A 23,466-nucleotide genomic window follows, 5' to 3' on the forward strand; every position below is an offset into this window, starting at 1 on the left:
GCGAAGGGGCTGTTTGCTACAGGACAGCCCCTTTGTTACCGTCCGCAGAACACCTGCAAACGGTAACTATGAGGAAGGACAGGCTTAAAACAGGTTATGAATAATATTGATAAACTCGTGGATTTGGAAAAGAAGATCCAGTATAAATTTCAGGATTTCGGACTGCTGGAGATGGCGATGCGCCATTCTTCCTACGCAAATGAGCACCATATGGAGCGCCTGGAGTGCAACGAGCGTCTGGAGTTCTTAGGAGATGCCGTGCTGGAAGTTGTATCCAGCGAATTTTTATACAAGACATTCCCGCGTCTCCCGGAGGGCGAGATGACGAAAAAACGCGCCAGCCTCGTCTGTGAACCGGCACTGGCATTCTGTGCCCGTGAGATTGACCTTGGCAGCTTTCTGCTCCTTGGAAAGGGCGAGGAGGCAACCGGCGGCCGTCACCGCGATTCCATCGTTTCGGATGCTATGGAGGCAACGATCGGTGCGATTTTCCTGGACGGCGGCTTTGAACCGGCAAAAGCGTTCGTTCTGAACTATATCTTAAACGATATCGAACACAAACAGCTTTTCTACGACAGCAAAACGATTCTGCAGGAGCTGATCCAGGGTGAGACGGATGAAGAGATTGTTTACACCATCTTAAAAGAAGAGGGACCGGATCACGACAAGAGCTTCTGGGCACAGGTCAGCGTCGGAAAGAAAGCGCTCGGTACCGGAAAGGGCAGAACGAAAAAAGCGGCAGAACAGGCAGCGGCATACGATGCAATTCTTGCCAGAAAAAAAGCGTAGGTGAATTATGTATCTCAAATCCATTGAAATGCAGGGATTTAAGTCGTTTGCCAACAAAACCATTCTGCAGTTCCACGACGGTATTACCGGCGTTGTAGGGCCGAACGGCAGTGGAAAGAGCAATGTTGGCGATGCGGTGCGCTGGGTGCTCGGCGAACAGAGCGCCAAGCAGCTCCGCGGCGGAAATATGCAGGATGTTATTTTCTCCGGAACCGAGACGAGAAAGCCGCTCGGCTACGCGTCGGTTGCAATTACACTCGACAATTCCGACCACAAGCTGAATGTCGATTTCGAGGAAGTCACGGTGACGAGACGGCTCTACCGCTCCGGTGAGAGCGAGTATCTGATGAACGGCGCATCGTGCCGGTTAAAGGACATCAACGAGCTGTTCTACGATACCGGTATCGGAAAAGAAGGCTATTCCATCATCGGACAGGGTCAGATTGATAAGATTTTAAGTGGTAAGCCGGAAGAGCGCCGGGAGCTGTTTGACGAAGCGGCAGGAATTGTCAAATTCAAGAGAAGGAAGGCCGTGACCGAAAAGAAGCTGGCGGAAGAGCAGCAGAATCTGGTGCGCGTCAACGACATTCTCTCGGAACTGACAAGGCAGTTAGAGCCGCTGGAACGCCAGTCTGAGACGGCAAAGATTTATTTAAAGAAGAAAGAGGAATTAAAGCTCCTCGATATCAATATGTTTCTGCTCGAGATGGAGCGCATCCGGAACGATCTCGCGAAAGTAGAAGACCGGTACCGGATTACAGAAGAGCAGTTAAAGAGCACGAAAGAGGCTTTTGAGCATACGAAGCAGGAGTATGAAAAGCTGGAACAGGAGCAGGAAAAACTGGACCAGACGATTCTTTCTGCGCGCGATCAGGCGGGGGAGAATGCACTGAAACGTCAGCAGCTCGAAAACCAGATCGAGGTGTTGAATGAGCAGATTCATGCATCGGAGAGGAACAGCGACACATTAAGAGAACGTCTGGAGGCGATCCGCGCGGAGAGCCGCACAAAGACGGCAGAAAAAAATACATATCAGGCAGAAAAGGACGGGCTTCATGAAGCACTTCTTGCGTCAGAGACGGAAAAGAGTGAGAAAGAGGCCGCTCTCTCGGAATGCCAGGGGCAGATCCAGGCAGTCGAGCTGCAGAGTGAACAGGATAAGAGCGAAGTCATCGGCCTTCTGAACCAGCGGGGTTCCACGAAGGGAAAAATGCAGCGCTACGATGCGATGCTCGAGCAGATCGGCATCCGAAAGGCAGAATTAAGCCAGAGGGTGCTGCATTTAAAGACGAGCGAGTCCGAACAGAACGGGCAGATGGAAGAACTGCAGAACGCGTTTGAAGCGCTCGAAGAGACGGTAAGCAGCCTGAAACAGCAGTACCAGGAGGCAGATCAGAAGATTACCGCGCTGACGGCGGATCTCTCGAACCAGACGAAAGAGATGGAAGCCGGCCAGACCAATTACCACAGAGAAGCGTCAAGGCTCGAATCCTTAAAGAACATCACCGAGCGGTACGACGGCTATGGAAACAGTATTCGGAAGGTCATGGAGCAGAAAGACCGGAATCCCGGCATCCACGGCGTTGTGGCGGATCTTCTGCAGGCGGAGAAAAAGTACGAGACGGCGATCGAGACCGCACTTGGCGGCAGCATTCAGAATATTGTCACCGACAATGAGGCGACGGCGAAATACCTGATTGAATACCTGAAACGGGGCCATTTCGGCCGTGCGACGTTCCTTCCGCTCACCAGTATGCGCGGGAAAAAAACGCAGGTGAATGAGGATGCGGCAAGAGAAACCGGTGTGCTTGGTGTGGCAAATGCACTTGTTTCGTACGACCCGGTGTATGAGGGCCTTGTGGCACAGCTGCTTGGAAGAACGCTGGTGGTCGACACGATCGACCATGCCATTGTGATTCAGCGGAAATACCGTCAGACGCTCCGCATGGTAACCCTCGAGGGCGAGCTCTTGAGCCCGGGCGGTTCCATGACAGGAGGTTCGTTCCGGAACAACAGCAACCTGCTCGGAAGACGGCGTGAGATTGAGGAACTCGAAAAGAGCGTACAGGGTCTTGCGAAGGAACTGCGGGAAATCCAGCAGGAACTTGAAGAGAAGAAAAATAAGCGGAATGAAATCCGTGATCTCCGCACCGAGCTGAATGAAAAACTGCAGCGGCAGTACATCGAGCAGAATACGGTGCGCCTGAATCTGGAAAAAGCGCGCGAGAAAAAGACGGAAATCCGTCTGGATTTTGAAGCGCTTCAGAAGGAGAGTCTCGAGATTGAAAATCAGATCGCCGAGATTGAGCGGAACCGGAAAGTCATCGGTCAGGAAATGCAGGAATCGGTGGAGCGGGAAAGCACGCTGCAGGAGAATATCCAGAAGGCACAGGAGGCGCTTACAGGGCTTCGCCGCCGGGAAGCAGAATATACGAAGGATCTTGAAGAAATCCGGTTAAATTACGCAAATCTGTCCCAGAAGGATGGATTCCTTGCCCAGAACATCCGCCGTCTTGAGGAAGAGACGGGAAAACTGGAAGCGGAAAGCCGCACCATGCTGGAAAAAGCGGCGGAGGAAAAAGACGATGTCAAAAGGAAACAGCAGGACATCGTGGAGATCCAGAAGACGATTGCAGCAGCAGTGCAGGCAAAAGAAGAGGAAGACCGCCGGATTGTGGAACTGCAGGAGAAAAAAGAAGCATTAAGCGCAGATCACAAAGAATTTTTCGAGAAGCGGGATCAGCTCTCCGACCAGATTTCCCTGATGGACAAAGAGTGCTTCCGTCTGAACAGCCAGAAAGAAAAGCTGGAGGAGACAAAAGAGGCACAGACCTCGTATCTCTGGGAAGAGTACGAAGTGACACCGGGCCACGCAAGAGAGTTCCAGATGGAGGAGATTCCGGAGCGTAGTGAATTAAAGCGGCGTGTGCTGGAAGTAAAAGATGCGATCCGGAAGCTTGGCTCTGTCAATGTGAATGCGATTGAGGAGTACAAAGAGATTTCGGAGCGCCACGCCTTTCTCGATGCACAGCACACCGATCTTGTCAAGGCGGCAGAGACACTGCAGGGCATCATCGATGAGCTGGATGCCGGTATGCGCAAGCAGTTCACGGAAAAATTCGAGGAGATCCGGAAAGAGTTTGACCGCGTGTTCCGCCAGCTGTTCGGCGGCGGAAAGGGAACGCTGGAACTCGAGGAGGACACGGATGTACTCGAGGCAGGTATCCGCATCATTTCCCAGCCGCCGGGAAAGAAACTGCAGAATATGATGCAGCTCTCCGGAGGCGAGAAGGCACTGACCGCGATTGCGCTGCTTTTTGCAATCCAGAACTTAAAGCCGTCCCCGTTCTGTTTACTTGACGAGATCGAGGCGGCGCTCGACGATTCCAACGTAACGCGTTTTGCACAGTATCTGCATAAGCTGACAAAAAATACCCAGTTCATCGTCATCACCCACAGGCGCGGTACGATGACGGCGGCAGACCGTCTGTACGGCATCACGATGCAGGAGAAGGGTGTTTCTACCCTTGTTTCTGTCGATTTGATCGAGGGAGAACTGGACAAATAGAAACGAATAAGATACAATACGAAAGAAGTAAGATAGAAAAGATAAAGGGAGGCGAACGGTATGGCGGAGGAGAAAGTAGGCTTTTTCAAACGTCTTGTCAACGGTCTGACGAAGACCCGAGACAGCATTGTAGCTGGAATTGATTCTATTTTCAGCGGCTATTCCAATATTGATGACGATTTTTATGAGGAGATCGAGGAGATTCTCGTCATGGGAGATATCGGCATCAATACAACGACCAAAATTATTGACCACTTAAAAGAGCGGGTGGCAGAAGAGCACATTACCGATCCGGCAGAGTGCAAACAGCTTCTGATCGAGAGCATCAAAAAACAGATGGATGTAGGCGATACAGCCTATGAATTTGAAAACCGGAAATCGGTAGTGCTGGTGATCGGTGTCAATGGAGTCGGAAAAACGACCTCCGTCGGAAAGCTGGCCGGCCTTCTGAAGGATCAGGGCAAAAAGGTTGTTCTTGCGGCAGCAGATACGTTCCGTGCAGCGGCAGGCGAGCAGCTCACGGAGTGGGCGCACCGCGCCGGCGTGGATATCATCGGCGGACAGAACGGAGCAGATCCGGCGTCCATCGTGTACGATGCAGTCGCAGCGGCAAAAGCCAGAAATGCGGATGTGCTGATCTGTGATACGGCAGGAAGACTTCACAACAAGAAGAACCTGATGGAAGAGCTCCACAAGATTTACCGGATTCTGGAAAAAGAGTACCCAGAGGCATACCTGGAAACGCTGGTGGTGCTGGATGGTACCACGGGCCAGAATGCGCTGCAGCAGGCAAGACAGTTTGCGGAAGTGGCAAATGTCACCGGTATCATTCTGACGAAGCTGGACGGAACTGCAAAGGGCGGTATCGCCGTTGCCATCCAGTCCGAGCTTGATATTCCGGTCAAATACATCGGCGTGGGCGAGAGCATCCACGATCTGCAGAAATTTGATGCAGACCAGTTTGTAAATGCACTGTTCCATACATCCGAAGAGAATGCTTAAAAAGACAACAAGGAGAAAAGACTATGGCAGAAGAAATGCTGACACTCCCGAAATTTGAGGAAGCGTCTGAAATTGTAAAAAAAGTAACACAGGAGACCAAACTGGTTTACAGCAAATATTTCAGCGAGCAGACGGGAAATAAAGTCTACTTAAAACCGGAAAATATGCAGCTGACCGGCGCCTATAAGCTGCGCGGTGCCTATTACAAAATCAGCACCTTAAGTGAAGAGGAGCGCGCAAAAGGACTGATCACCGCATCTGCAGGAAACCATGCACAGGGCGTTGCGTATGCGGCAAAATGCTACGGTGCAAAGGCTGTCATTGTGATGCCGACGACCACACCGCTCATCAAAGTAGAGCGTACCCAGAGCTACGGCGCTGAGGTTGTTCTGTACGGAGATGTGTACGATGAGGCATGTGCAAAAGCATACGAGCTTGCAGCAGAGCATGGCTATACCTTTATTCACCCGTTCGATGATCTGACCGTTGCAACCGGCCAGGGAACCATCGCTATGGAAGTGATTCAGGAGCTTCCGCTCGTAGATTATATCCTTGTTCCGATCGGAGGAGGCGGACTGGCTACCGGTGTTTCCACACTGGCAAAGCTGCTGAAACCAAACATCAAAGTCATCGGTGTTGAGCCGTCCGGAGCAGCCTGTATGAAGGCTTCTTTTGAAAAAGGCGAGGTAACGACCGTATCTCCTGTCAGCACAATTGCAGACGGTACTGCAGTACAGACACCGGGATCCAAGATTTTCCCGTATGTAAGACAGAACCTGGACGAGATCATTACTGTGGATGATGATGAGCTGATCGTAGCATTCCTTGATATGGTAGAAAACCACAAGATGATCGTTGAGAACTCCGGTCTTCTGACTGTGGCTGCATTAAAGCATCTGGATGTCAAGGGCAAAAAGATTGTTTCGATCTTAAGCGGCGGAAATATGGACGTCATCACCATGTCTTCCGTGATCCAGAACGGACTGATCCAGAGAGACCGTATCTTTACTGTATCCGTTCTTCTGCCGGATAAACCAGGCGAGCTGGTACGCGTTTCCCAGGTGATTGCAAACGAGAACGGAAACGTCATCAAACTGGACCACAACCAGTTCTTCACAACGAACAGAAGTGCTGCAGTAGAGCTCCGCATCACAATGGAGGCATTCGGCACCGATCACAAGAACCGTATTGTCAAAGCACTGGAAGAGGCTGGCTATACACCGAAGATTGTAAGACCGAACCTGTAAAAACAGAAATTGCAGAGAAAATTCTGAAAAAAAGAAAAATAAGAAATCAGAGGGATCCGGAAAGGAATTTCCTCTGATTTTTTTTGAGCAGGAAAAAACCCTTGCATGCACAAGGGTTTTCATTCTGCGGAAGATGGGACTTGAACCCACACGATCGCAATGACCACCAGATCCTTAGTCTGGCCTGTCTGCCAATTCCAGCACTTCCGCATGTTCTTTAAGTTTTTGTCATCTCGCTGACGACAAGATGTATTATAGCACCAGAGTTGTAAGCCGTCAACACTTTTTTTGAAAAAATTTGAAAAATTTGAAAAATAAAAAAGGAAATCGGAATCGGGCACCGAATATAGGAAATAGGAGGACAATGAAAAGAACTGTTACAGGCATATTACCGGGAAAGAGGTGGTCTTCGTTTGAACTTGAGAGAATCGTTTGAAGAACGGGAATTTCAGGAGCTGAGTCCTTATGCGGCGCACAGCCGGAATTCCAGAGGAAGGGACCGATATGAACCGGAGTGTGACATCCGCACCGTCTACCAGAGAGACCGGGACCGGATTCTCCACTCCAAAGCCTTTCGCAGGATGAAAGACAAAACACAGGTGTTTCTCGCTGCGCAGGGCGATCATTACCGGACCCGCCTGACGCACACACTCGAGGTGTCCCAGATTGCCCGCACGATTGCGCGGGCGCTGAATCTGAATGAGGATCTGACCGAAGCCATTGCGCTTGGCCACGATCTCGGACACACGCCGTTTGGCCATTCCGGGGAAGCGGCGCTCAATGCGGTGCATCCCGGGGGCTTCCGCCACGCGGAACAGAGCGTCCGTGTCGTGGAGGTTCTAGAAAAGGAAGGACAGGGCCTGAACCTGACCTGGGAAGTGCGGGATGGAATTCTGAACCACCGCACGGCGGGAAAGCCGTCGACCCTGGAGGGACAGGTTGTGCGTCTCTGCGACAAGATCGCCTACATCCACCACGATATGGACGATGCCATCCGTGCCGGCATTTTAAGCGAGGATGACATCCCGATTACGATCGCGTCGTCCTTGGCGATACATGCCGCGAGCGGCTCAATACGCTGATCCACGACATTGTGGAGCAGAGCCGCGGAACGGAGTATGTGCGCCAGTCGGCGGAGATTGCCGAGGGCATGCGCATGCTGCGGGAGTTGATGTTCGCGAACGTCTACCGCAACCCGGAGGCGAAAAAAGAGGAGGAGAAGGCAAAAAAGATGCTGATTTCCCTCTACACCTACTACCAGGAGCACCCGGAACAGATGTCCCGCGAGTACCGGAATCTGATCGGGTGCGGCGAGGACAAGACACAGGTGGTATGCGACTACATTGCCGGTATGACCGATCAGTATTCCATGCACAAATACGAGGAGCTGTTCGTGCCGAAAGCCTGGGCGGTTTATTAGATACAGGGAGGAAAAAATGCGATATTCCGATGATTTAGTGGAAGAGATTCGTATGAAAAATGACATCGTAGATGTGATATCCGGCTACGTAAAGTTGACAAGAAGAGGAAGCTCTTACTTCGGGCTCTGCCCGTTCCACAATGAGAAGTCCCCTTCCTTTTCCGTCAGCCCAGGAAAGCAGATGTATTACTGCTTCGGATGCGGAGCCGGAGGAAATGTTTTTACGTTTTTGATGGAATATGAAACTTTACGTTTGTGGAAGCTTTGAAATTTCTGGCGGACCGGGCCGGGGTGGAGCTTCCGCAGATGGAGTATTCGAAAGAAGCAAAGGAGCAGGCGGATTTAAAGAATACGCTGCTTGAGATCAACAAGCAGGCGGCGAAATTCTATTATTACCAGCTTCACACCGAGCGCGGAAAGCAGGGCTACGATTACCTGAAGGGGCGCGGCCTTTCGGATGATACGATTCGAAAATTTGGCCTTGGCTATTCAGATAAGTATGGAAGCCTGCTGTACCGTTTCTTAAAAGAAAAAGGGTATGACGATGAAATCCTGCGTCAGTCGGGCCTTTTTCTGGCGGACGAGGTGCATGGCATGCAGGACAAGTTCTGGAACCGTGTCATTTACCCGATCATGGATGCCAACAGCCGTGTCATCGGCTTCGGAGGCCGTGTGATGGGGGATGGAAAGCCGAAATACCTGAACTCGCCGGAGACAAAGATTTTCGATAAGAGCCGCAATCTCTACGGGCTGCATCTGGCGCGCTCTTCACGGAGAAAAAATCTGATTATCTGCGAGGGCTATATGGATGTAATTTCCATGCACCAGGCAGGATTCAATAACGCGGTAGCTTCTCTTGGAACAGCGCTCACATCGCTGCAGGCGGGGCTGATGAAGCGGTATACCAACGAGGTTCTTGTGATCTATGACAGCGATGAGGCAGGCGTCAAAGCGGCGCTTCGTGCGATTCCGATGCTCAAAGGGGTTGGTCTTACAACGCGTGTCGTCAATTTGAGACCGTATAAGGACCCGGATGAGTTTATCCAGCACGAGGGCTGCGAAGCGTTCGAAAAACGTCTGGAAGAGGCGGAGAACAGCGTTTTGTATGAGATCCGCATGAAGGAACGCGATTTCGACCTTGCCGACCCGCAGGGCAAATCCGATTTCCTGCATGAGGCGGTGCGTCGTCTTGTTGCAATCGAGGATGAGATTGAGCGGAACAGTTATCTTGAGGCAGTGGCGGGAAAATACGGGATTGCCGTCGAAGTACTGCGAAAGCAGGTCGGTCAGATGGCACTATCAGGAGCCGGAAGGACGGAGCGTGTCAAGCCGCGGAATACAGCCGCAAACAAAAAAGAGAAAGAGGGCGGTGTCGAAAAAGCACAGAAGCTGATGCTGACATGGATGACCTCTTATCCGGCGCTCATTGGAAAGCTGGAAAAATATATTACGCCGGAGGATTTTACCACACCTCTTTACCGCCAGATTGCAGAGATGATTGTGCTGCAGTATCACGAGGGCGGGGTGAATCCGGCAAAGCTTTTGAATCAGTTTGTTGATTCCGAGGAGCAGAAAGAAGTTGCAGGCCTTTTTAATGCCAGAATCCCGCTGGAGACAGAGGAGGAAAAACGGCGCGCGCTGCATGATGTGATCTGCAATATGAAAGAAAACAGCATTGCGTATCAGTCGGCACATATGAATGTGACCGATATGGCGGCGCTGCAGAAGCTGATGGCGGACAAAAAGAGCCTGGAGCGGTGGAAAGCAGGGGAACTTCCGGATTTCGCTTTTTAAGGAGGCCTGGATACCAAAGAAAAACCCTGGAATCTTCTGTTCTGCGTGTTTAATTTCGCAGGGCAGGGACAGAATATATACAAGCTATGGAAGGATGGACAGTCAATGGAGTTCGATAAAGCAAAATTTATGGAAAAATTAAAAGAGCTGGTAGCATACGGCAAAAAGAAAAAGAGCGTCCTGGAATATCAGGAAATCAACGACTTTTTCCGCGATATGCCGCTGGACGCAGAGCAGATGGAGAAGGTATTTGAATACCTGGAGGCAAGCGGCATCGATGTACTGCGTCTCTCAGACATGACCGAGGATCCAAATGCGGCAGACCGTGATCTTCTCCTTCTGGACGACGATGACATCGACCTTTCCGAAGAAGAAGAGATCGATATGGAGAACATCGACCTTTCCGTTCCGGAAGGCGTCAGCATTGAGGACCCGGTCCGCATGTACTTAAAAGAGATCGGTAAAGTGCCGCTTCTTTCTGCAGAGGAAGAGATTAAGCTGGCACAGAGAATGGAAGAGGGAGATGAGGAAGCAAAAAAACGTCTGGCAGAGGCAAACCTTCGTCTTGTTGTTTCGATTGCAAAACGTTACGTCGGCCGTGGTATGCTGTTTCTGGATCTGATTCAGGAAGGTAACTTAGGTCTTATTAAAGCGGTGGAAAAATTTGACTACCGCAAAGGATACAAATTCTCTACGTATGCAACGTGGTGGATCCGCCAGGCGATCACAAGAGCGATTGCAGATCAGGCGAGAACAATCCGTATTCCGGTTCATATGGTAGAAACGATCAACAAGCTGATCCGCGTTTCCCGTCAGTTACTGCAGGAGTTAGGCCGCGAACCTACGCCGGAAGAGATCGCAGAGGAGATGCATATGTCTGTGGAGCGTGTCCGCGAGATCCTGAAAATTTCCCAGGAGCCGGTTTCTCTTGAGACTCCGATCGGCGAGGAGGAGGACAGCCACCTCGGTGACTTCATCCAGGATGACAATGTGCCGGTACCGGCAGATGCGGCAGCATTCACGATGCTGAAAGAGCAGCTGGAGGATGTCTTAAGCACACTGACCGACCGTGAGCAGAAGGTTCTGCGTCTCCGTTTCGGACTTGACGATGGCCGTGCGAGAACCCTCGAAGAGGTTGGTAAAGAGTTTAATGTTACAAGAGAGCGTATCCGTCAGATCGAGGCGAAAGCGCTTCGAAAGCTCCGCCATCCGAGTCGTTCCAGAAAACTTAAAGATTATCTGGACTAAGTTTTCGATCAGGAGAAAAGACATGCAGTTATCAAAAAGACTTTCCGCGGTAGCGGAGTTTGTCACCCCGGGCGGCTGCCTGGTCGATGTGGGAACGGATCACGGTTATGTGCCGATTGCGCTGCTGGAACAGCAAAAAATTTCCTCCGCAATCGCCATGGATGTGAACCGCGGACCGCTGGAGCGGGCCAGGGAGCATATTGCGCAGTACCAGATGGGGGACTACATAGAAACAAGACTTTCCGACGGACTCCATGCCCTGCGTGCGGGAGAGGGTGATTCTCTTCTCATCGCGGGCATGGGCGGCGGGCTTACCGTAAGAATTTTAAGCGAAGGTGAGCCGTTGCTGTCCGGTTTTCGGGAGCTGATCCTGGAGCCGCAGTCGGATATCGACCGCGTGCGTGCATGGCTTCTGGAACACGGATTTTTCCTTGCACAGGAGAATTTTGTAGAGGAGGATGGAAAATATTATCCGATTCTGCGGGCAGTGCCAGGGGAAAAGGAGAATCTGAAGGCGGAGGAGCTTTTCTATGGACCGCGCCTTCTGGAAAAGGAAAATCCGGTGCTGAGGGAATACCTTCTGAAACAGCAGGAGCAGAACCAGACGCTGATCCGCCAGCTTTCGGATCACTCCAGTGAAAAGGCAGCACAACGCCTTTGGGAATTAAAAGAAAAAGAGGCAGTACTGGAATCTGCGCTTGCGCGTTTCCATACGATGTAACGACAGCGTTTGCACAAGAGGGGCGTGTCTGAAAATTTCAGCAGTTGTAATTTTCGGGCGCGCCTTTTCTGTCACTTCTGAATTTTCAGAAAGTTTTGCAAGAAGGAGGAATTACAATTGATTCAGGTAACAATTGATGGAAAAGGATACGAATATCCGGAAAATTGCTCTTATTATGAGATTGCAAAGGATTTTGAAAAAACAATGGACGCGCCGATTGTCCTTGTGAAAGTGGACGGACGGCTGCGGGAGCTGCACAAACAGCTGAAAAAAGACTGTGAACTGGAATTTGTGACAACGGAGGATGAGATCGGACATAAAACGTATCAGAGGAGTCTTTCTCTTCTGCTGGTAAAAGCGGTGTATCATGTGGGAGGCTACGATAAGATCCGCCATGTGATGCTGCATTTTTCGGCGGGTTCGGGCTTTTTCTATACGGTGGACGGCGATATCACGCTGAATCAGGCGTTTTTGGACGAAGTAAAAGCGTATATGCATGAACAGGTGGAAAAGGCGGTGCCGATTTATAAGCGGAGTGTCGATACGCACGAGGCGAGAGAACGGTTCCGGCTGCATGGCATGACGGATAAAGACCGCTTGTTCCGTTACCGCCGTGTCTCCCGTGTGAATCTGTACAGTCTCGGGGATTTTGAAGACTATTATTATGGATTTATGACGTATGATACGAGTTATCTGAAGTATTTTGATCTCTATTTATACGATGACGGCTTTGTGCTGCAGATGCCGGAGAAAAAGGCGCCGGAGACGGTGCCGGCGGCGAATCTCTCCCCGAAGGTGTTCCAGGTGCAGCGGGAATCGGAGCGCTGGGGTGAGCAGATGGGAATTTCCACGGTTGCCGACTTAAATGAACGCATCACGAAGGGCAATATTCAGCAGATGATGCTGATTGCGGAGGCGCTGCAGGAGCAGAAAATCGCGAAGATTGCGGAGCAGATTGCGGAAAGAAAGCAGGTTAAATTTGTGCTGATTGCGGGTCCGTCTTCCTCCGGAAAGACGACGTTCTGCAACCGGCTGTCGATCCAGCTTTCGGCGCATGGTCTGACGCCGCATCCGATCAGCCTTGATAATTACTATGTGAACCGGGTAGATACGCCGAGGGATGAAAACGGCGATTATGATTTTGAATGCCTGGAAGCACTGGATATCGAGCTTTTGAATCGGGATATGACAGCACTTTTGAACGGAGAGCGTGTGGAACTGCCGTATTTTAATTTTAAGACGGGCAAGCGCGAGTACAAGGGGAATTTTATTCAGATGAAGGAGACCGATGTGCTGGTGCTGGAGGGGATTCACGGGCTGAATGAAAAACTGACATGGTCGCTTCCTTCGGAAAGTAAATTCCGGATTTATATCAGTGCGCTGACGCAGATCAATGTGGATGAGCACAACCGGATTCCAACGACGGACGGCCGGCTGATCCGGCGTATGGTGCGTGACAGCCGGACACGGGCGACATCGGCGAAGGAGACGATTGCGATGTGGCCGTCGGTGCGCCGCGGGGAAGATCGTAATATTTTCCCGAATCAGGAGAAGGCGGATGTGATGTTCAATTCAGCGCTGGTGTATGAGCTTTCGGTGCTGAAGCTGTATGCGGAGCCGCTTTTGTTCCAGATTGAGGAGGGAGAGCCGGAGTACCAGGAAGCAAAGCGGCTGCTGAAGTTTTTGGATTATTTTGTCGGAGTGCCGATTGAGGATATTCCAAAGAATTCGATTCTGCGGGAGTTTGTGGGCGGAAGCTGTTTTGATGTATGAGAGGCTGCTTTGCGGGATCTGTGATTTGGGGGATGGACAACAGAGAAAGTTTGTGATATGATTATTAACTGTCTGATGTTCCGTTTTTGACAAAGTAAGATATGTAATCGCGGCTGGCAGGACCGAAAGGGGCCAGGTGAGGAAAGTCCGGGCTTCGCAGGGCAGGATGCCGGATAACGTCCGGCGGAGGCGACTCCAGGGATAGTGCAACAGAGAGATACCGCCAGGTTTTTTCTGGTAAGGGTGGAAAGGCAGTGTAAGAGACTACCGTTTCTCTGGTAACAGAGAAAGCCATGTAAACCCCATCCGAAGCAAGACCGAATAGAAAACGTATATGGCTGCCCGTCATGTTTTCAGGTGGGTCGCTTAAGGGGACTGGCGACAGTTCCATTGGATAGATGATTACACACGACATAACCCGGCTTATCGTTTTGCTTTGCATAAGACGGAAATTCAGGCATCTGGATAAAATAAGTACGCCGGGAACGGACACGAGTGGATTGTGTTTGTTCGGCGTACTTATTTTATCCGGCCATCTGGCGCAAGCCGCACATTCCCGCGGACCGCTGCATGGTGTGAAAAAAATGCATGTCATGAAAGAAAAAATAAAGGAGACAGCAGGATGAAAGTGATATTGGCTTCGGGGTCACCCAGAAGAAGAGAGTTGATGGAGATGTTGGGAATACGGTGTAAGGTTCAGGCTTCAGGGGCGGAAGAAGTTGTGACGTCTGCGGAACCGGAGATGGTTGTGGAGGAGCTTTCACGGCTGAAATGTCTGGATGTTGCGGAGATTACCGAAGGGGATGCCGTTGTGATCGGGGCGGATACGGTTGTGGCTTTTGAAGGGGAGATCCTTGGCAAGCCGAAAGGGATAGAACATGCCAGAAGCATGATGCAGCAGTTGCAGGGAAGGGTGCATCAGGTGTATACTGGAGTTACGATTGCGGTAACAGAGGGGGACGCAAAGCGTGTGGTATCGTTCTGTGACCGTACAGATGTAGAGTTTTATGCGATGACAGAGGAGGAGATAAACGGGTATCTTGCTCTTGAGAAAGAGGGGGAGGCTCCTGTGTGGTCGGATAAGGCTGGAGGATACGGAATTCAGACGGTGTTTGGGACAAAGTTTGTGAAAGGAATCCAGGGAGACTATTATAATGTGATGGGACTGCCGGCGTCCCGGGTTTATCATGAGTTGAAAAATCTGGGCGTTCTGGAATAGAAGGAGGTAAGAGAAGATGAAAAAGTTTTCGGAAATTGAATACGTAAGGCCGGACATGGAGGCAGAGCAGGAAAAAGTAAGAGCGTATACGAAGGCGCTCAAAGAGGCAAAATCATATGAGGAGCTGCGCGGACTTTTTATGGAAGAAAAAACGCGCGAGGATGCCTGGGCGACAATGGCGGAAGTGGCGCAGGTAAGATATACGGTGGACACCAGAGATTCGTTTTATGAAGGAGAGGTTCAGTTCTGGAATGAGACGATTCCGGCGATCCATCTGCTGATACAAAAGGCAGAGAAGGTGATTCTGGAGTCTCCGTTTATCAAAGAGTTTGCAGAGGAGTTCGGGGAATTTTTTGTGAAGAATATGGAGGTTGGCCAAAAATTAGCGGACGACTGTATCGTGGAGGATCTGATCGAAGAGGCGAATCTGACGCAGCAGTACAGTAAAATTACGGCGAATGCTTCGACGGAATTTAAGGGCGAAACGTGTAATTTTTATGGACTGCTGAAGGCGATGCAGAGTACGGACCGCCAGATGCGGAAAGAGGCGATGACGGCATGGGGAGATTTGTATGAAGAGATTTCCGGGGAGCTGGATGCGCTGTATGACAAGATGGTTCCGCTGCGCGATAAAATTGCGAAGAAGCTGGGATTTTCTTCTTACATTGAATTTATTTACCTGAGCTATGGAAGATACGATTATACGGCGGAGGATGTTGCAAAGTTCCGTGCGCAGGTGAAGGAGAAGATTGTACCGCTCTGCCTGGAGCTTCGGAAGGAGCAGGAGAAACGGCTTAGAGTGGACCGGCTGCATTATTACGATGAGGAGCTGATTTTCCCGGAAGGAAATGCGGTTCCGGAAGGAACGACGGAGGAACTGGTTGCGAAGGCGCAGAAGATGTACCATGAGCTGTCGAAAGAGACGGGTGAGTTCTTTGATTTTATGGTGGAGCATGAGCTGTTTGACCTGGAGACGAAGCCGGGAAAACAGACAGGCGGTTACTGCACATTTCTGAATACGTTCAAGGCGCCGTTCATCTTCTCCAACTTTAATGGTACGAGCGCGGACGTTGATGTTCTGACTCATGAGGCGGGCCATGCATTCGAGGCGTATACGGCGGCAAAACAGATTCCGTTTATGGATATGGTATTCCCGACAAGCGAGGTGGCGGAGATTCACTCGATGACAATGGAGCATTTCGCATACCCCTGGATGAATGCATTCTTTGGAGAGAAAGCAGATGATTACCGTTATGCGCACCTGATGAGCGCGCTGGAAGTGATTCCGTACATGGTATGTGTGGATGAGTTCCAGCATAAGGTATTTGAAAATATCGGCATGACGGCCAAGGAGCGCCGTGCGATCTGGCATCAGTTAGAGCTGACCTATATGCCATGGAGAAATTATGACGGCCACAAGTTCCTCGAGGAGGGCGGTTTCTGGATGCAGAAGCAGCATATCTTTGTGAACCCGTTCTACTATATTGATTATGCGCTGGCACAGATCTGTGCTTTCCAGTTCTTTGAGCGTTCCAAAAAAGAGCCGGAAAAGGCGTGGGACGATTATTACCGTCTCTGCCAAGCAGGCGGAAGCAAGGGATATTTTGCACTGCTGGAGCTGGCCGGACTGAAGAATCCGTTCGTGGATGGAACGGTGGAAGAAGTCGTTGCGGGACTGAAGCCCTATTTAAAACGAAAAGTAAAGTATACGATCCGTCCGGTAAAAGAGGAAGATCTGAAAAAGGTAGCCGAGGTGGAGGCGCTATGTTTCCCGGCTGCCGAGGCGGCAGGTTATGAAGACTTCATGGAGCGGTACAAAACCTGCAAAAACAGCTTTTTTGTAGCGGAAACTGAAGACGGCGAAATCGCAGGCTTCTGCAATGGCTGCTGTGCGGATACCGATTATCTGGCGGATGCACTCTACCATGACGCCACGCTGCACAACCCGGACGGTGATTATCAGATGATTTTCGGACTGGACGTCAATCCGAAGTTCCAGAAACAGGGCATTGGAGAAGCACTGATGCGTCATATGGTAAAAAGCGCAGGAGAGCGTGACAAAAAAGCCGTTGTTCTTACGTGCAAGGATCATATGATTCCATTCTACAAAAGGATCGGATACGAATATATTGAACTTTCCGACTCGACACATGGCGGTGCAAAATGGCATAAGATGATGTACCGTTTCTAAAAAGAAATGGAAAGCAAAAAGGGCAGAACAGGGAGATACGAAATTTCTCTGTTCTGCCTTATTTTTCAAAAAAACAGGGCTCTTAACGAAGGCTTTTTCTCAGTAACGGAGTAAATTTCAGAAAAAAATACAAAAAAATAGTAAAAAAGCAGTTGACATCTAACGTACGTTAGCATATACTAACAACTGAAATAGAGATGAAACTCATTATCATACACAGGAGGTAATTGACTATGCCTTTAACGATGGCAAATCCAGGCGAATGTTACACAATCAGAAAAGTCGGCGGAAAAGAAGAAACCAGAAGATTTCTTGAAAATCTTGGCTTCGTCGTTGGCGGAAACGTGACAGTCGTATCGGAAATCGACGGCAATCTCATCGTGAATGTGAAAGATTCCAGGGTAGCCGTTGGAAAAGATATGGCAGCCAAAATCCTGATTTGATAGGAAAGAAGGAGAGAAGATGAAGACTTTAAAAGAGACTTCCGTAGGAGAAACCGTTAAAGTTGTAAAACTCAACGGTTCCGGTCCGGTCAAAAGAAGAATCATGGATATGGGAATCACCAAGGGTGTTGACGTATTCGTGCGCAAAGTTGCTCCGCTCGGCGATCCGGTCGAAGTAACCGTCAGAGGATACGAATTATCCTTAAGAAAAGCAGATGCCGAAATGATTGAAGTAGAGTAAATTTTTTTGTCTGCTTGTTAGCGGATGCTAACAAAAGCAAGCTGTAGCCAATATTGGTAAGGCTTGTGAAGTTATTAAAATCAGTAAAAATCAAAGAAAGAGGGGCATGGAAAAAATGGCAATTAAGATTGCACTCGCAGGAAACCCGAACTGCGGTAAGACAACATTGTTCAATGCACTGACAGGCTCCAACCAGTTCGTAGGAAACTGGCCAGGTGTAACCGTCGAGAAAAAAGAAGGAAAGCTCAAAGGCCACAAAGATGTCACCATCATGGACCTTCCGGGTATCTATTCTTTATCTCCGTATACACTGGAGGAAGTGGTAGCCAGAAATTACCTGATTAATGAAAGACCAGATGCGATTCTGAACATCGTAGATGGTACCAACATTGAGCGTAACCTGTATCTGTCCACACAGATCATGGAACTTGGTATTCCGGTGATCATGGCTGTCAATATGATGGATATTGTTGAAAAGAACGGAGACAAAATACATATCGACAAACTGGCGAAAAAGCTGGGCTGTGAAGTTGTAACCATCTCTGCGCTGAAAGGAACCGGAATCAAAGAAGCTGCTGATAAAGCAGTGCAGATTGCACAGAAAAAAGGTGCTGCTGTACCAGTTCATGAGTTTGACAAGGATGTGGAGGCAGTCATCCGCACCGTTGAGAGCAAACTCGGAAGTGATATTGTAAATGAGCAGAAACGCTTCTTTGCAATCAAACTTCTGGAGAAAGATGATAAGATCACAGAGCAGATGAAATCCGTTCCGGATGTATCTGCCGAGATCAAACAGCTGGAAGACAAATTTGATGACGATACCGAGAGTATTATTACAAACGAGCGTTACGTTTATATTTCCAGCATCATCGGTGACTGTGTCACAAAGAACAAGAAAAACGCCATGACAACATCGGATAAGATCGACCGGATCGTAACTAACCGCTGGCTGGCACTTCCGATCTTTGCAGTTGTTATGTGGGTTGTATATTATGTATCTGTCACAACAGTAGGTACTTTTGTAACGGACTGGACCAACGATGTACTCTTTGGAGAGATCATTCCGCCGGCCATTGAAAATCTGCTGAACGCGATCCACTGCGCTGACTGGCTGCAGGGTCTGATCCTGGATGGTATTGTTGCCGGTGTTGGTGCCGTACTTGGATTCGTACCGCAGATGCTGGTACTGTTCCTGTTCCTGGCATTTCTGGAGTCCTGCGGTTACATGGCGCGTGTTGCATTCATCATGGACCGTATCTTCCGTAAATTTGGACTTTCCGGAAAATCCTTCATTCCGATGCTGATCGGAAGTGGTTGCGGTGTTCCTGGTATCATGGCTTCCCGTACCATCGAGAATGACCGTGACCGTAAAATGACCATCATGACAACAACGTTTGTACCTTGTGGAGCAAAACTTCCAATCATCGCCCTGATCGCAGGCGCTCTGTTTAATGGAGCTTCCTGGGTTGCACCAAGTGCTTACTTCGTTGGTATCGCAGCAATCATCTGCTCCGGTATCATCCTGAAAAAAACAAAACTGTTCGCTGGCGATCCGGCTCCGTTTGTTATGGAGCTTCCGGCTTACCACTGGCCGACGGTAAGCAACGTTCTCCGCAGCATGTGGGAGCGTGGCTGGTCTTTCATCAAAAAAGCCGGTACGATCATCCTGATGTCTACCATCGTTCTGTGGTTCCTGATGAACTTCGGATGGGTTGACGGATCCTTCGGAATGCTGGAAGCTGAGCAGTTAAATGACAGTATCCTGGCTTCCATCGGAAGCGTGATCGCTCCTCTGTTTGCACCTCTTGGATGGGGCGACTGGAAGATGGCTGTTGCAGCTGTTTCCGGATTGATCGCAAAAGAGAACGTTGTTGGTACCTTCGGTATCCTGTTCGGCTTTGGTGAAGTTGCAGAAGACGGTGCCGAGATCTGGGGACAGCTCGCAGGAAGCTTATCTACGGTAGCAGCTTATTCCTTCCTGGTATTCAACCTTCTGTGCGCACCGTGCTTCGCAGCAATGGGTGCAATCAAACGTGAGATGAACAATACCAAATGGTTTTTTACTGCAATCGGATATCAGACACTGCTTGCCTATGTTGTATCCCTGTGCATTTATCAGATCGGTAACCTGTTCATCGGCGGCGGTTTTGGAATCGGAACGGTAGTTGCTGTTCTGCTCATCATTGGATTTGTATATCTGCTGGTAAGACCTTACAAAGAGAGCGCAACTCTGAGCGTTTCCACCAACAAAATGTTCAGCAAATAATTGCTGTGACAGATAGAGAACATGTATCTGATGAAGAGTCCGTATCCGGCATCCGCTGCAGGATGCGGACTCTTTTGAAAAGAAAGGAGTTGTTTCTATGGGAACTTTTATCACACTTGTAGTCGTTGTTGGTCTGGTAGGACTTGCAGTACGCAGTATGATTAAAGATAAAAAAAGTGGCAAGGGAAGCTGTGGTGGTAACTGCGGGCAGTGCAAGGGACATTGCGACTGACAGGACAGGAATCATCATCAGGAGGTAGAACGTATGCCGCAGGAACAGACAAAGCATGAAGCCAGAAATTATCACAGAACACAGATGAAGCGAGAACTGATTATTCAGAAGCTCCGGGAACAGGGATGCAGAATAACCAGACAGAGACGGATTCTGCTCGATATTATCCTGGAAGAGGAGTGCTCCTGCTGTAAAGAAATTTACTATAAAGCTCTGCAGAAAGACAGCAGCATCGGGCCTGCTACGGTGTATCGCATGGTGAATACACTGGAGAGCATCGGTGCAATCAGCCGCAAAAATTTTTACAAGATTGCCTGTGGAGAAGAATGCTTCAAAGATCAGGCTGTACCGTAGAACTGAGCGATCATACCATCTGCCGCTTAAGCGGAGAGATGTGGATGGACGTGATGAAATCCGGACTGAAGGCAAAGGGCTATATTCAGAATCAGGATATTGAAAATGTGATTGTTTCAGCGGTGGAAGGCTGAAAAACGGGGAAAACGGGTGAAAATTCCTTCCGTTTTCCCTGTTTTAATGAAAATAATTATCAAAAAGAACTGTACGTATTGTCTAACCGAGCAGGTGAGTGCTATACTGTGAACCACAGCGGGGGAAGATGTAAAATTCAGGAAAAATTTATTTTAACAATAGGAGGAAATGTAATATGACAATCAAAGATTTAAAACATCCAGGACTTTTCGCAGCAGGAGTATTATTCGGAACAGCAGGTATCAAAGCACTGTCCAGCAAGGATGCGAAAAAACTTTACACCAACTGCACCGCAGCTGTTCTTCGTGCAAAGAAAGTTGTTATGGATACGGTAACGACCATCCAGGAGAATGCGGAGGACATCTATGCTGACGCAAAACAGATCAACGAAGAGCGTGAAGCAGCAGAAGAGGCAGTAGAGGATGTAGCTGAAGAGACAGCAGAGGAAGCTGTTGAAGCAGAAGCAGAGGATACGGTTGAGGCATAAGCTGTACACAGCAACATCTGATTTACGTCGTATTCATACGGAAAAAACAAAACGCCTGCAGAATTCTCTGCAGGTGTTTTTCTAGGAGGCATAAGATTTGAAATTTTATATTAAACACGAAAGCAGAGGCAGAATCCGAATCCATCTGGCACAGAAGCGCATGTCCTCCGTACAGGCAGAGACACTGCTGTACTATCTGCAGAATCAGAACCAGGTATCTTTCGCGAAGGTATATGACAGAACCGGCGATGCCGTGATCTGTTACGAGGGAGAACGAGCCGCTGTGATTCGGATGATACAGCTCTTCCACTACGAGGAAGTAGAGCTGCCGACCGGACTGCTTGAGAGCTCCGGCAGAGCGTTAAACAACGAATATCAGGAAAAGCTGATCAGCAAAGTGATTTACCACTTTGGAAGAAAATGGCTTCTTCTGGCACCGATCCGTGCCATCTATACTACGGTTGTTTCCGTAAAATATATCTGGAAAGGAATCCAGACACTGGCACAGGGAAAGATCGAAGTTCCGGTTCTTGATGCAACCGCAATCGGTGTTTCGATGCTCCGCGGCGACTATGGAACCGCAGGCTCTGTCATGTTCCTGCTCGGCGTAGGAGAGCTGCTTGAGGAATGGACGCATAAAAAATCCGTCGGAGATCTGGCACGCAGCATGTCGCTGAACGTCGGAAAGGTATGGCTGAAAAAAGACGGCCAGGAAATTCTCGTTCCGTCTGAAAAAATTGTTGCGGGCGACGAGATTGTCGTACATATGGGAAATCTGATTCCATTCGACGGCGAGGTATCCAACGGCGAGGGTATGGTAAACCAGGCTTCTCTGACCGGAGAATCTGTTCCGGTACGCCGTACCTTAGGTTCCGTTGTCTATGCGGGAACGGTTCTTGAGGAGGGCGAGCTTACCATTCTTGTGAAGCAGACCGGCGGATCCAGCCGTTACGAGAAGATTACCGCGATGATCGAAGAGTCCGAGAAACTGAAATCCGGACTGGAGAGCAAGGCAGAGCATCTGGCAGACCGTCTTGTACCGTATTCCCTTGGCGGAACGGCGTTGACGTATCTTCTGACCAGAAATGCAACGAAAGCACTCTCTATTCTGATGGTAGACTTCTCCTGTGCGTTAAAACTTGCCATGCCTATTTCCGTTCTCTCTGCAATCCGCGAGGCAAACCAGCACAAGATCACCGTAAAGGGCGGTAAATTCCTGGAGGCTGTGGCGGAAGCGGATACGATCGTTTTCGATAAGACCGGAACACTGACAAAAGCGCAGCCGACCGTAGCAGAGGTGGTATCCTTCAGCGAAACAAAGAGCCCGGATGAGCTTCTGCGCATCGCAGCCTGCCTGGAAGAGCATTTTCCGCATTCCATGGCAAAAGCCGTAGTAGACGCGGCAAAAGAGAAACATCTGGATCACGAGGAGATGCACTCCAAAGTAGAATATATCGTTGCACACGGTATTTCTACAACGATCAATGGCGAAAAAGCGATTATTGGAAGTTATCACTTCGTATTTGAGGATGAGAACAGTATCATTCCGGAAGGAATGGAAGAGAAGTTCCGTCATCTGCCGGAGGAGTATTCTCATCTCTATCTTGCCTTAGAAGGTGTACTTGCAGCAGTTATCTGCATTGAGGATCCGCTTCGTCCGGAGGCGGCCGAAATTATCCGTCAGCTGAAAAAAGCAGGTCTGAAAAAGATCGTCATGATGACCGGAGACAGCGAGCGCACGGCAAAAGCGATCGCGAAGAAGGTCGGCGTGGACGAGTACTATGCTGAGGTACTGCCGGAGGATAAGGCAAACTTTGTGGAGAAAGAAAAAGCAGAGGGACGTAAAGTCATTATGATCGGTGACGGTATTAACGATTCACCGGCACTTTCTGCCGCAGACGTTGGAATCGCCATCAGCGAGGGCGCAGAGATTGCGCGTGAGATCGCGGATATCACCGTTGCCGCAGACGATCTGGCAGAAATTCTGGTGCTTCGTATGCTGAGCAACCGTCTGATGAAACGGATTCATAAGAATTACCGCTTTATCGTTACGTTCAATGCCGGACTGATTCTGCTCGGCGTGGGCGGCATTTTACAGCCAACCACTTCCGCACTGCTTCACAATACATCTACTCTTTACATTGGCTTAAAGAGTATGGGTAACCTGCTGGACGAGCCGGTATAAAAAACAGAACAGAATAGCAACGGGAAAGCCGCTGGAGTCTTCTTCTTAAGATTCCAGCGGCTTTTTAACAAAAGCAGGGAAAGTCTCTGCTTCCATTGCGAATATTCTTTCACCAGCGTGATGTGAAAAAGAAAATGATACAATTTTCTCA

Annotated in this window: 17 protein-coding genes, 1 tRNA gene, 1 other RNA gene and 2 pseudogenes; 20 read left to right on the forward strand and 1 reads right to left on the reverse strand. The window is 49.5% G+C overall.

Annotation, left to right across the window (positions count from 1 at the left end; all coding sequences use genetic code 11):
- Positions 1-96: 96 nt before the first annotated feature.
- The 4 genes from rnc to ilvA are packed head-to-tail and all read left to right on the forward strand — an operon-like array spanning position 97 to position 6,606.
- On the forward strand, positions 97-789 hold the full coding sequence (gene rnc / locus DW965_RS10205) for a ribonuclease III (RefSeq protein ID WP_055228392.1): 693 nt from the start codon (positions 97-99) through the stop codon (positions 787-789).
- Positions 790-796: 7 nt separating this feature from the next.
- Positions 797-4,357, forward strand: a complete 3,561-nt coding sequence (gene smc / locus DW965_RS10210; RefSeq protein WP_117510309.1) for a chromosome segregation protein SMC — start codon at positions 797-799, stop codon at positions 4,355-4,357.
- Between the two features lie 60 nt (positions 4,358-4,417).
- The gene (gene ftsY / locus DW965_RS10215) at positions 4,418-5,359 is read left to right on the forward strand and encodes a signal recognition particle-docking protein FtsY (RefSeq protein ID WP_022462735.1); all 942 of its coding nucleotides are present in this window, start codon (positions 4,418-4,420) and stop codon (positions 5,357-5,359) included.
- Between the two features lie 35 nt (positions 5,360-5,394).
- Positions 5,395-6,606 (forward strand): threonine ammonia-lyase, encoded by a 1,212-nt coding sequence (ilvA, locus tag DW965_RS10220; protein ID WP_055219017.1) that lies wholly within the window; start codon positions 5,395-5,397, stop codon positions 6,604-6,606.
- A 125-nt stretch (positions 6,607-6,731) separates the two neighbouring features.
- Here ilvA and DW965_RS10225 read toward each other — a convergent pair.
- Positions 6,732-6,816, reverse strand: a tRNA-Leu gene (locus DW965_RS10225).
- A gap of 203 nt (positions 6,817-7,019) precedes the next feature.
- Here DW965_RS10225 and DW965_RS10230 point away from each other — a divergent pair.
- The 16 genes and pseudogenes from DW965_RS10230 to DW965_RS10300 all read left to right on the forward strand — a co-directional run bounded on the left by DW965_RS10230 (position 7,020) and on the right by DW965_RS10300 (position 23,315).
- A pseudogene (locus tag DW965_RS10230) lies at positions 7,020-8,026 on the forward strand (deoxyguanosinetriphosphate triphosphohydrolase).
- A gap of 16 nt (positions 8,027-8,042) precedes the next feature.
- Positions 8,043-9,820, forward strand: a pseudogene (gene dnaG, locus DW965_RS10235) (DNA primase).
- A gap of 105 nt (positions 9,821-9,925) precedes the next feature.
- Positions 9,926-11,068 carry an RNA polymerase sigma factor RpoD gene (rpoD, locus tag DW965_RS10240; RefSeq protein WP_022462739.1) on the forward strand — a complete coding sequence of 381 codons (1,143 nt, stop codon included), beginning with the start codon at positions 9,926-9,928 and terminating at the stop codon, positions 11,066-11,068.
- Between the two features lie 22 nt (positions 11,069-11,090).
- Complete coding sequence (locus DW965_RS10245) at positions 11,091-11,789, forward strand: tRNA (adenine(22)-N(1))-methyltransferase (protein ID WP_117510306.1); 699 nt, start codon at positions 11,091-11,093, stop codon at positions 11,787-11,789.
- 117 nt (positions 11,790-11,906) lie between these two features.
- Positions 11,907-13,562 (forward strand): nucleoside kinase, encoded by a 1,656-nt coding sequence (locus DW965_RS10250; RefSeq protein ID WP_055267351.1) that lies wholly within the window; start codon positions 11,907-11,909, stop codon positions 13,560-13,562.
- A gap of 91 nt (positions 13,563-13,653) precedes the next feature.
- Positions 13,654-14,004: RNase P RNA component class A (gene rnpB / locus DW965_RS10255), an RNA gene on the forward strand.
- Between the two features lie 180 nt (positions 14,005-14,184).
- Positions 14,185-14,781 (forward strand): Maf family protein, encoded by a 597-nt coding sequence (locus DW965_RS10260; protein WP_118666840.1) that lies wholly within the window; start codon positions 14,185-14,187, stop codon positions 14,779-14,781.
- A 16-nt stretch (positions 14,782-14,797) separates the two neighbouring features.
- Positions 14,798-16,972, forward strand: coding sequence for a M3 family oligoendopeptidase (locus tag DW965_RS10265; protein ID WP_117802555.1), 2,175 nt, complete (start codon positions 14,798-14,800; stop codon positions 16,970-16,972).
- Positions 16,973-17,205: 233 nt separating this feature from the next.
- Complete coding sequence (locus DW965_RS10270; RefSeq protein ID WP_022462744.1) at positions 17,206-17,415, forward strand: FeoA family protein; 210 nt, start codon at positions 17,206-17,208, stop codon at positions 17,413-17,415.
- Between the two features lie 19 nt (positions 17,416-17,434).
- On the forward strand, positions 17,435-17,656 hold the full coding sequence (locus tag DW965_RS10275; RefSeq protein WP_022462745.1) for a FeoA family protein: 222 nt from the start codon (positions 17,435-17,437) through the stop codon (positions 17,654-17,656).
- A gap of 115 nt (positions 17,657-17,771) precedes the next feature.
- Positions 17,772-19,922 (forward strand): ferrous iron transport protein B, encoded by a 2,151-nt coding sequence (feoB, locus tag DW965_RS10280; protein WP_022462746.1) that lies wholly within the window; start codon positions 17,772-17,774, stop codon positions 19,920-19,922.
- A 97-nt stretch (positions 19,923-20,019) separates the two neighbouring features.
- Positions 20,020-20,154, forward strand: coding sequence for a FeoB-associated Cys-rich membrane protein (locus DW965_RS10285; protein ID WP_022462747.1), 135 nt, complete (start codon positions 20,020-20,022; stop codon positions 20,152-20,154).
- Between the two features lie 33 nt (positions 20,155-20,187).
- On the forward strand, positions 20,188-20,508 hold the full coding sequence (locus DW965_RS21290) for a transcriptional repressor (protein WP_330421107.1): 321 nt from the start codon (positions 20,188-20,190) through the stop codon (positions 20,506-20,508).
- Positions 20,481-20,642, forward strand: coding sequence for a hypothetical protein (locus DW965_RS21295; RefSeq protein WP_330421108.1), 162 nt, complete (start codon positions 20,481-20,483; stop codon positions 20,640-20,642). The genes DW965_RS21290 and DW965_RS21295 overlap by 28 nt, the downstream gene beginning before the upstream one ends.
- Positions 20,643-20,818: 176 nt before the next feature.
- Positions 20,819-21,130 carry a DUF6110 family protein gene (locus tag DW965_RS10295; protein ID WP_022462749.1) on the forward strand — a complete coding sequence of 104 codons (312 nt, stop codon included), beginning with the start codon at positions 20,819-20,821 and terminating at the stop codon, positions 21,128-21,130.
- Positions 21,131-21,227: 97 nt separating this feature from the next.
- On the forward strand, positions 21,228-23,315 hold the full coding sequence (locus tag DW965_RS10300) for a heavy metal translocating P-type ATPase (protein ID WP_119198354.1): 2,088 nt from the start codon (positions 21,228-21,230) through the stop codon (positions 23,313-23,315).
- The last annotated feature ends 151 nt before the right edge of the window (positions 23,316-23,466 follow it).

The sequence above is a fragment of the Blautia sp. AM47-4 genome (assembly GCF_003479865.1).
Lineage (GTDB): Bacteria > Bacillota > Clostridia > Lachnospirales > Lachnospiraceae > Fusicatenibacter > Fusicatenibacter saccharivorans.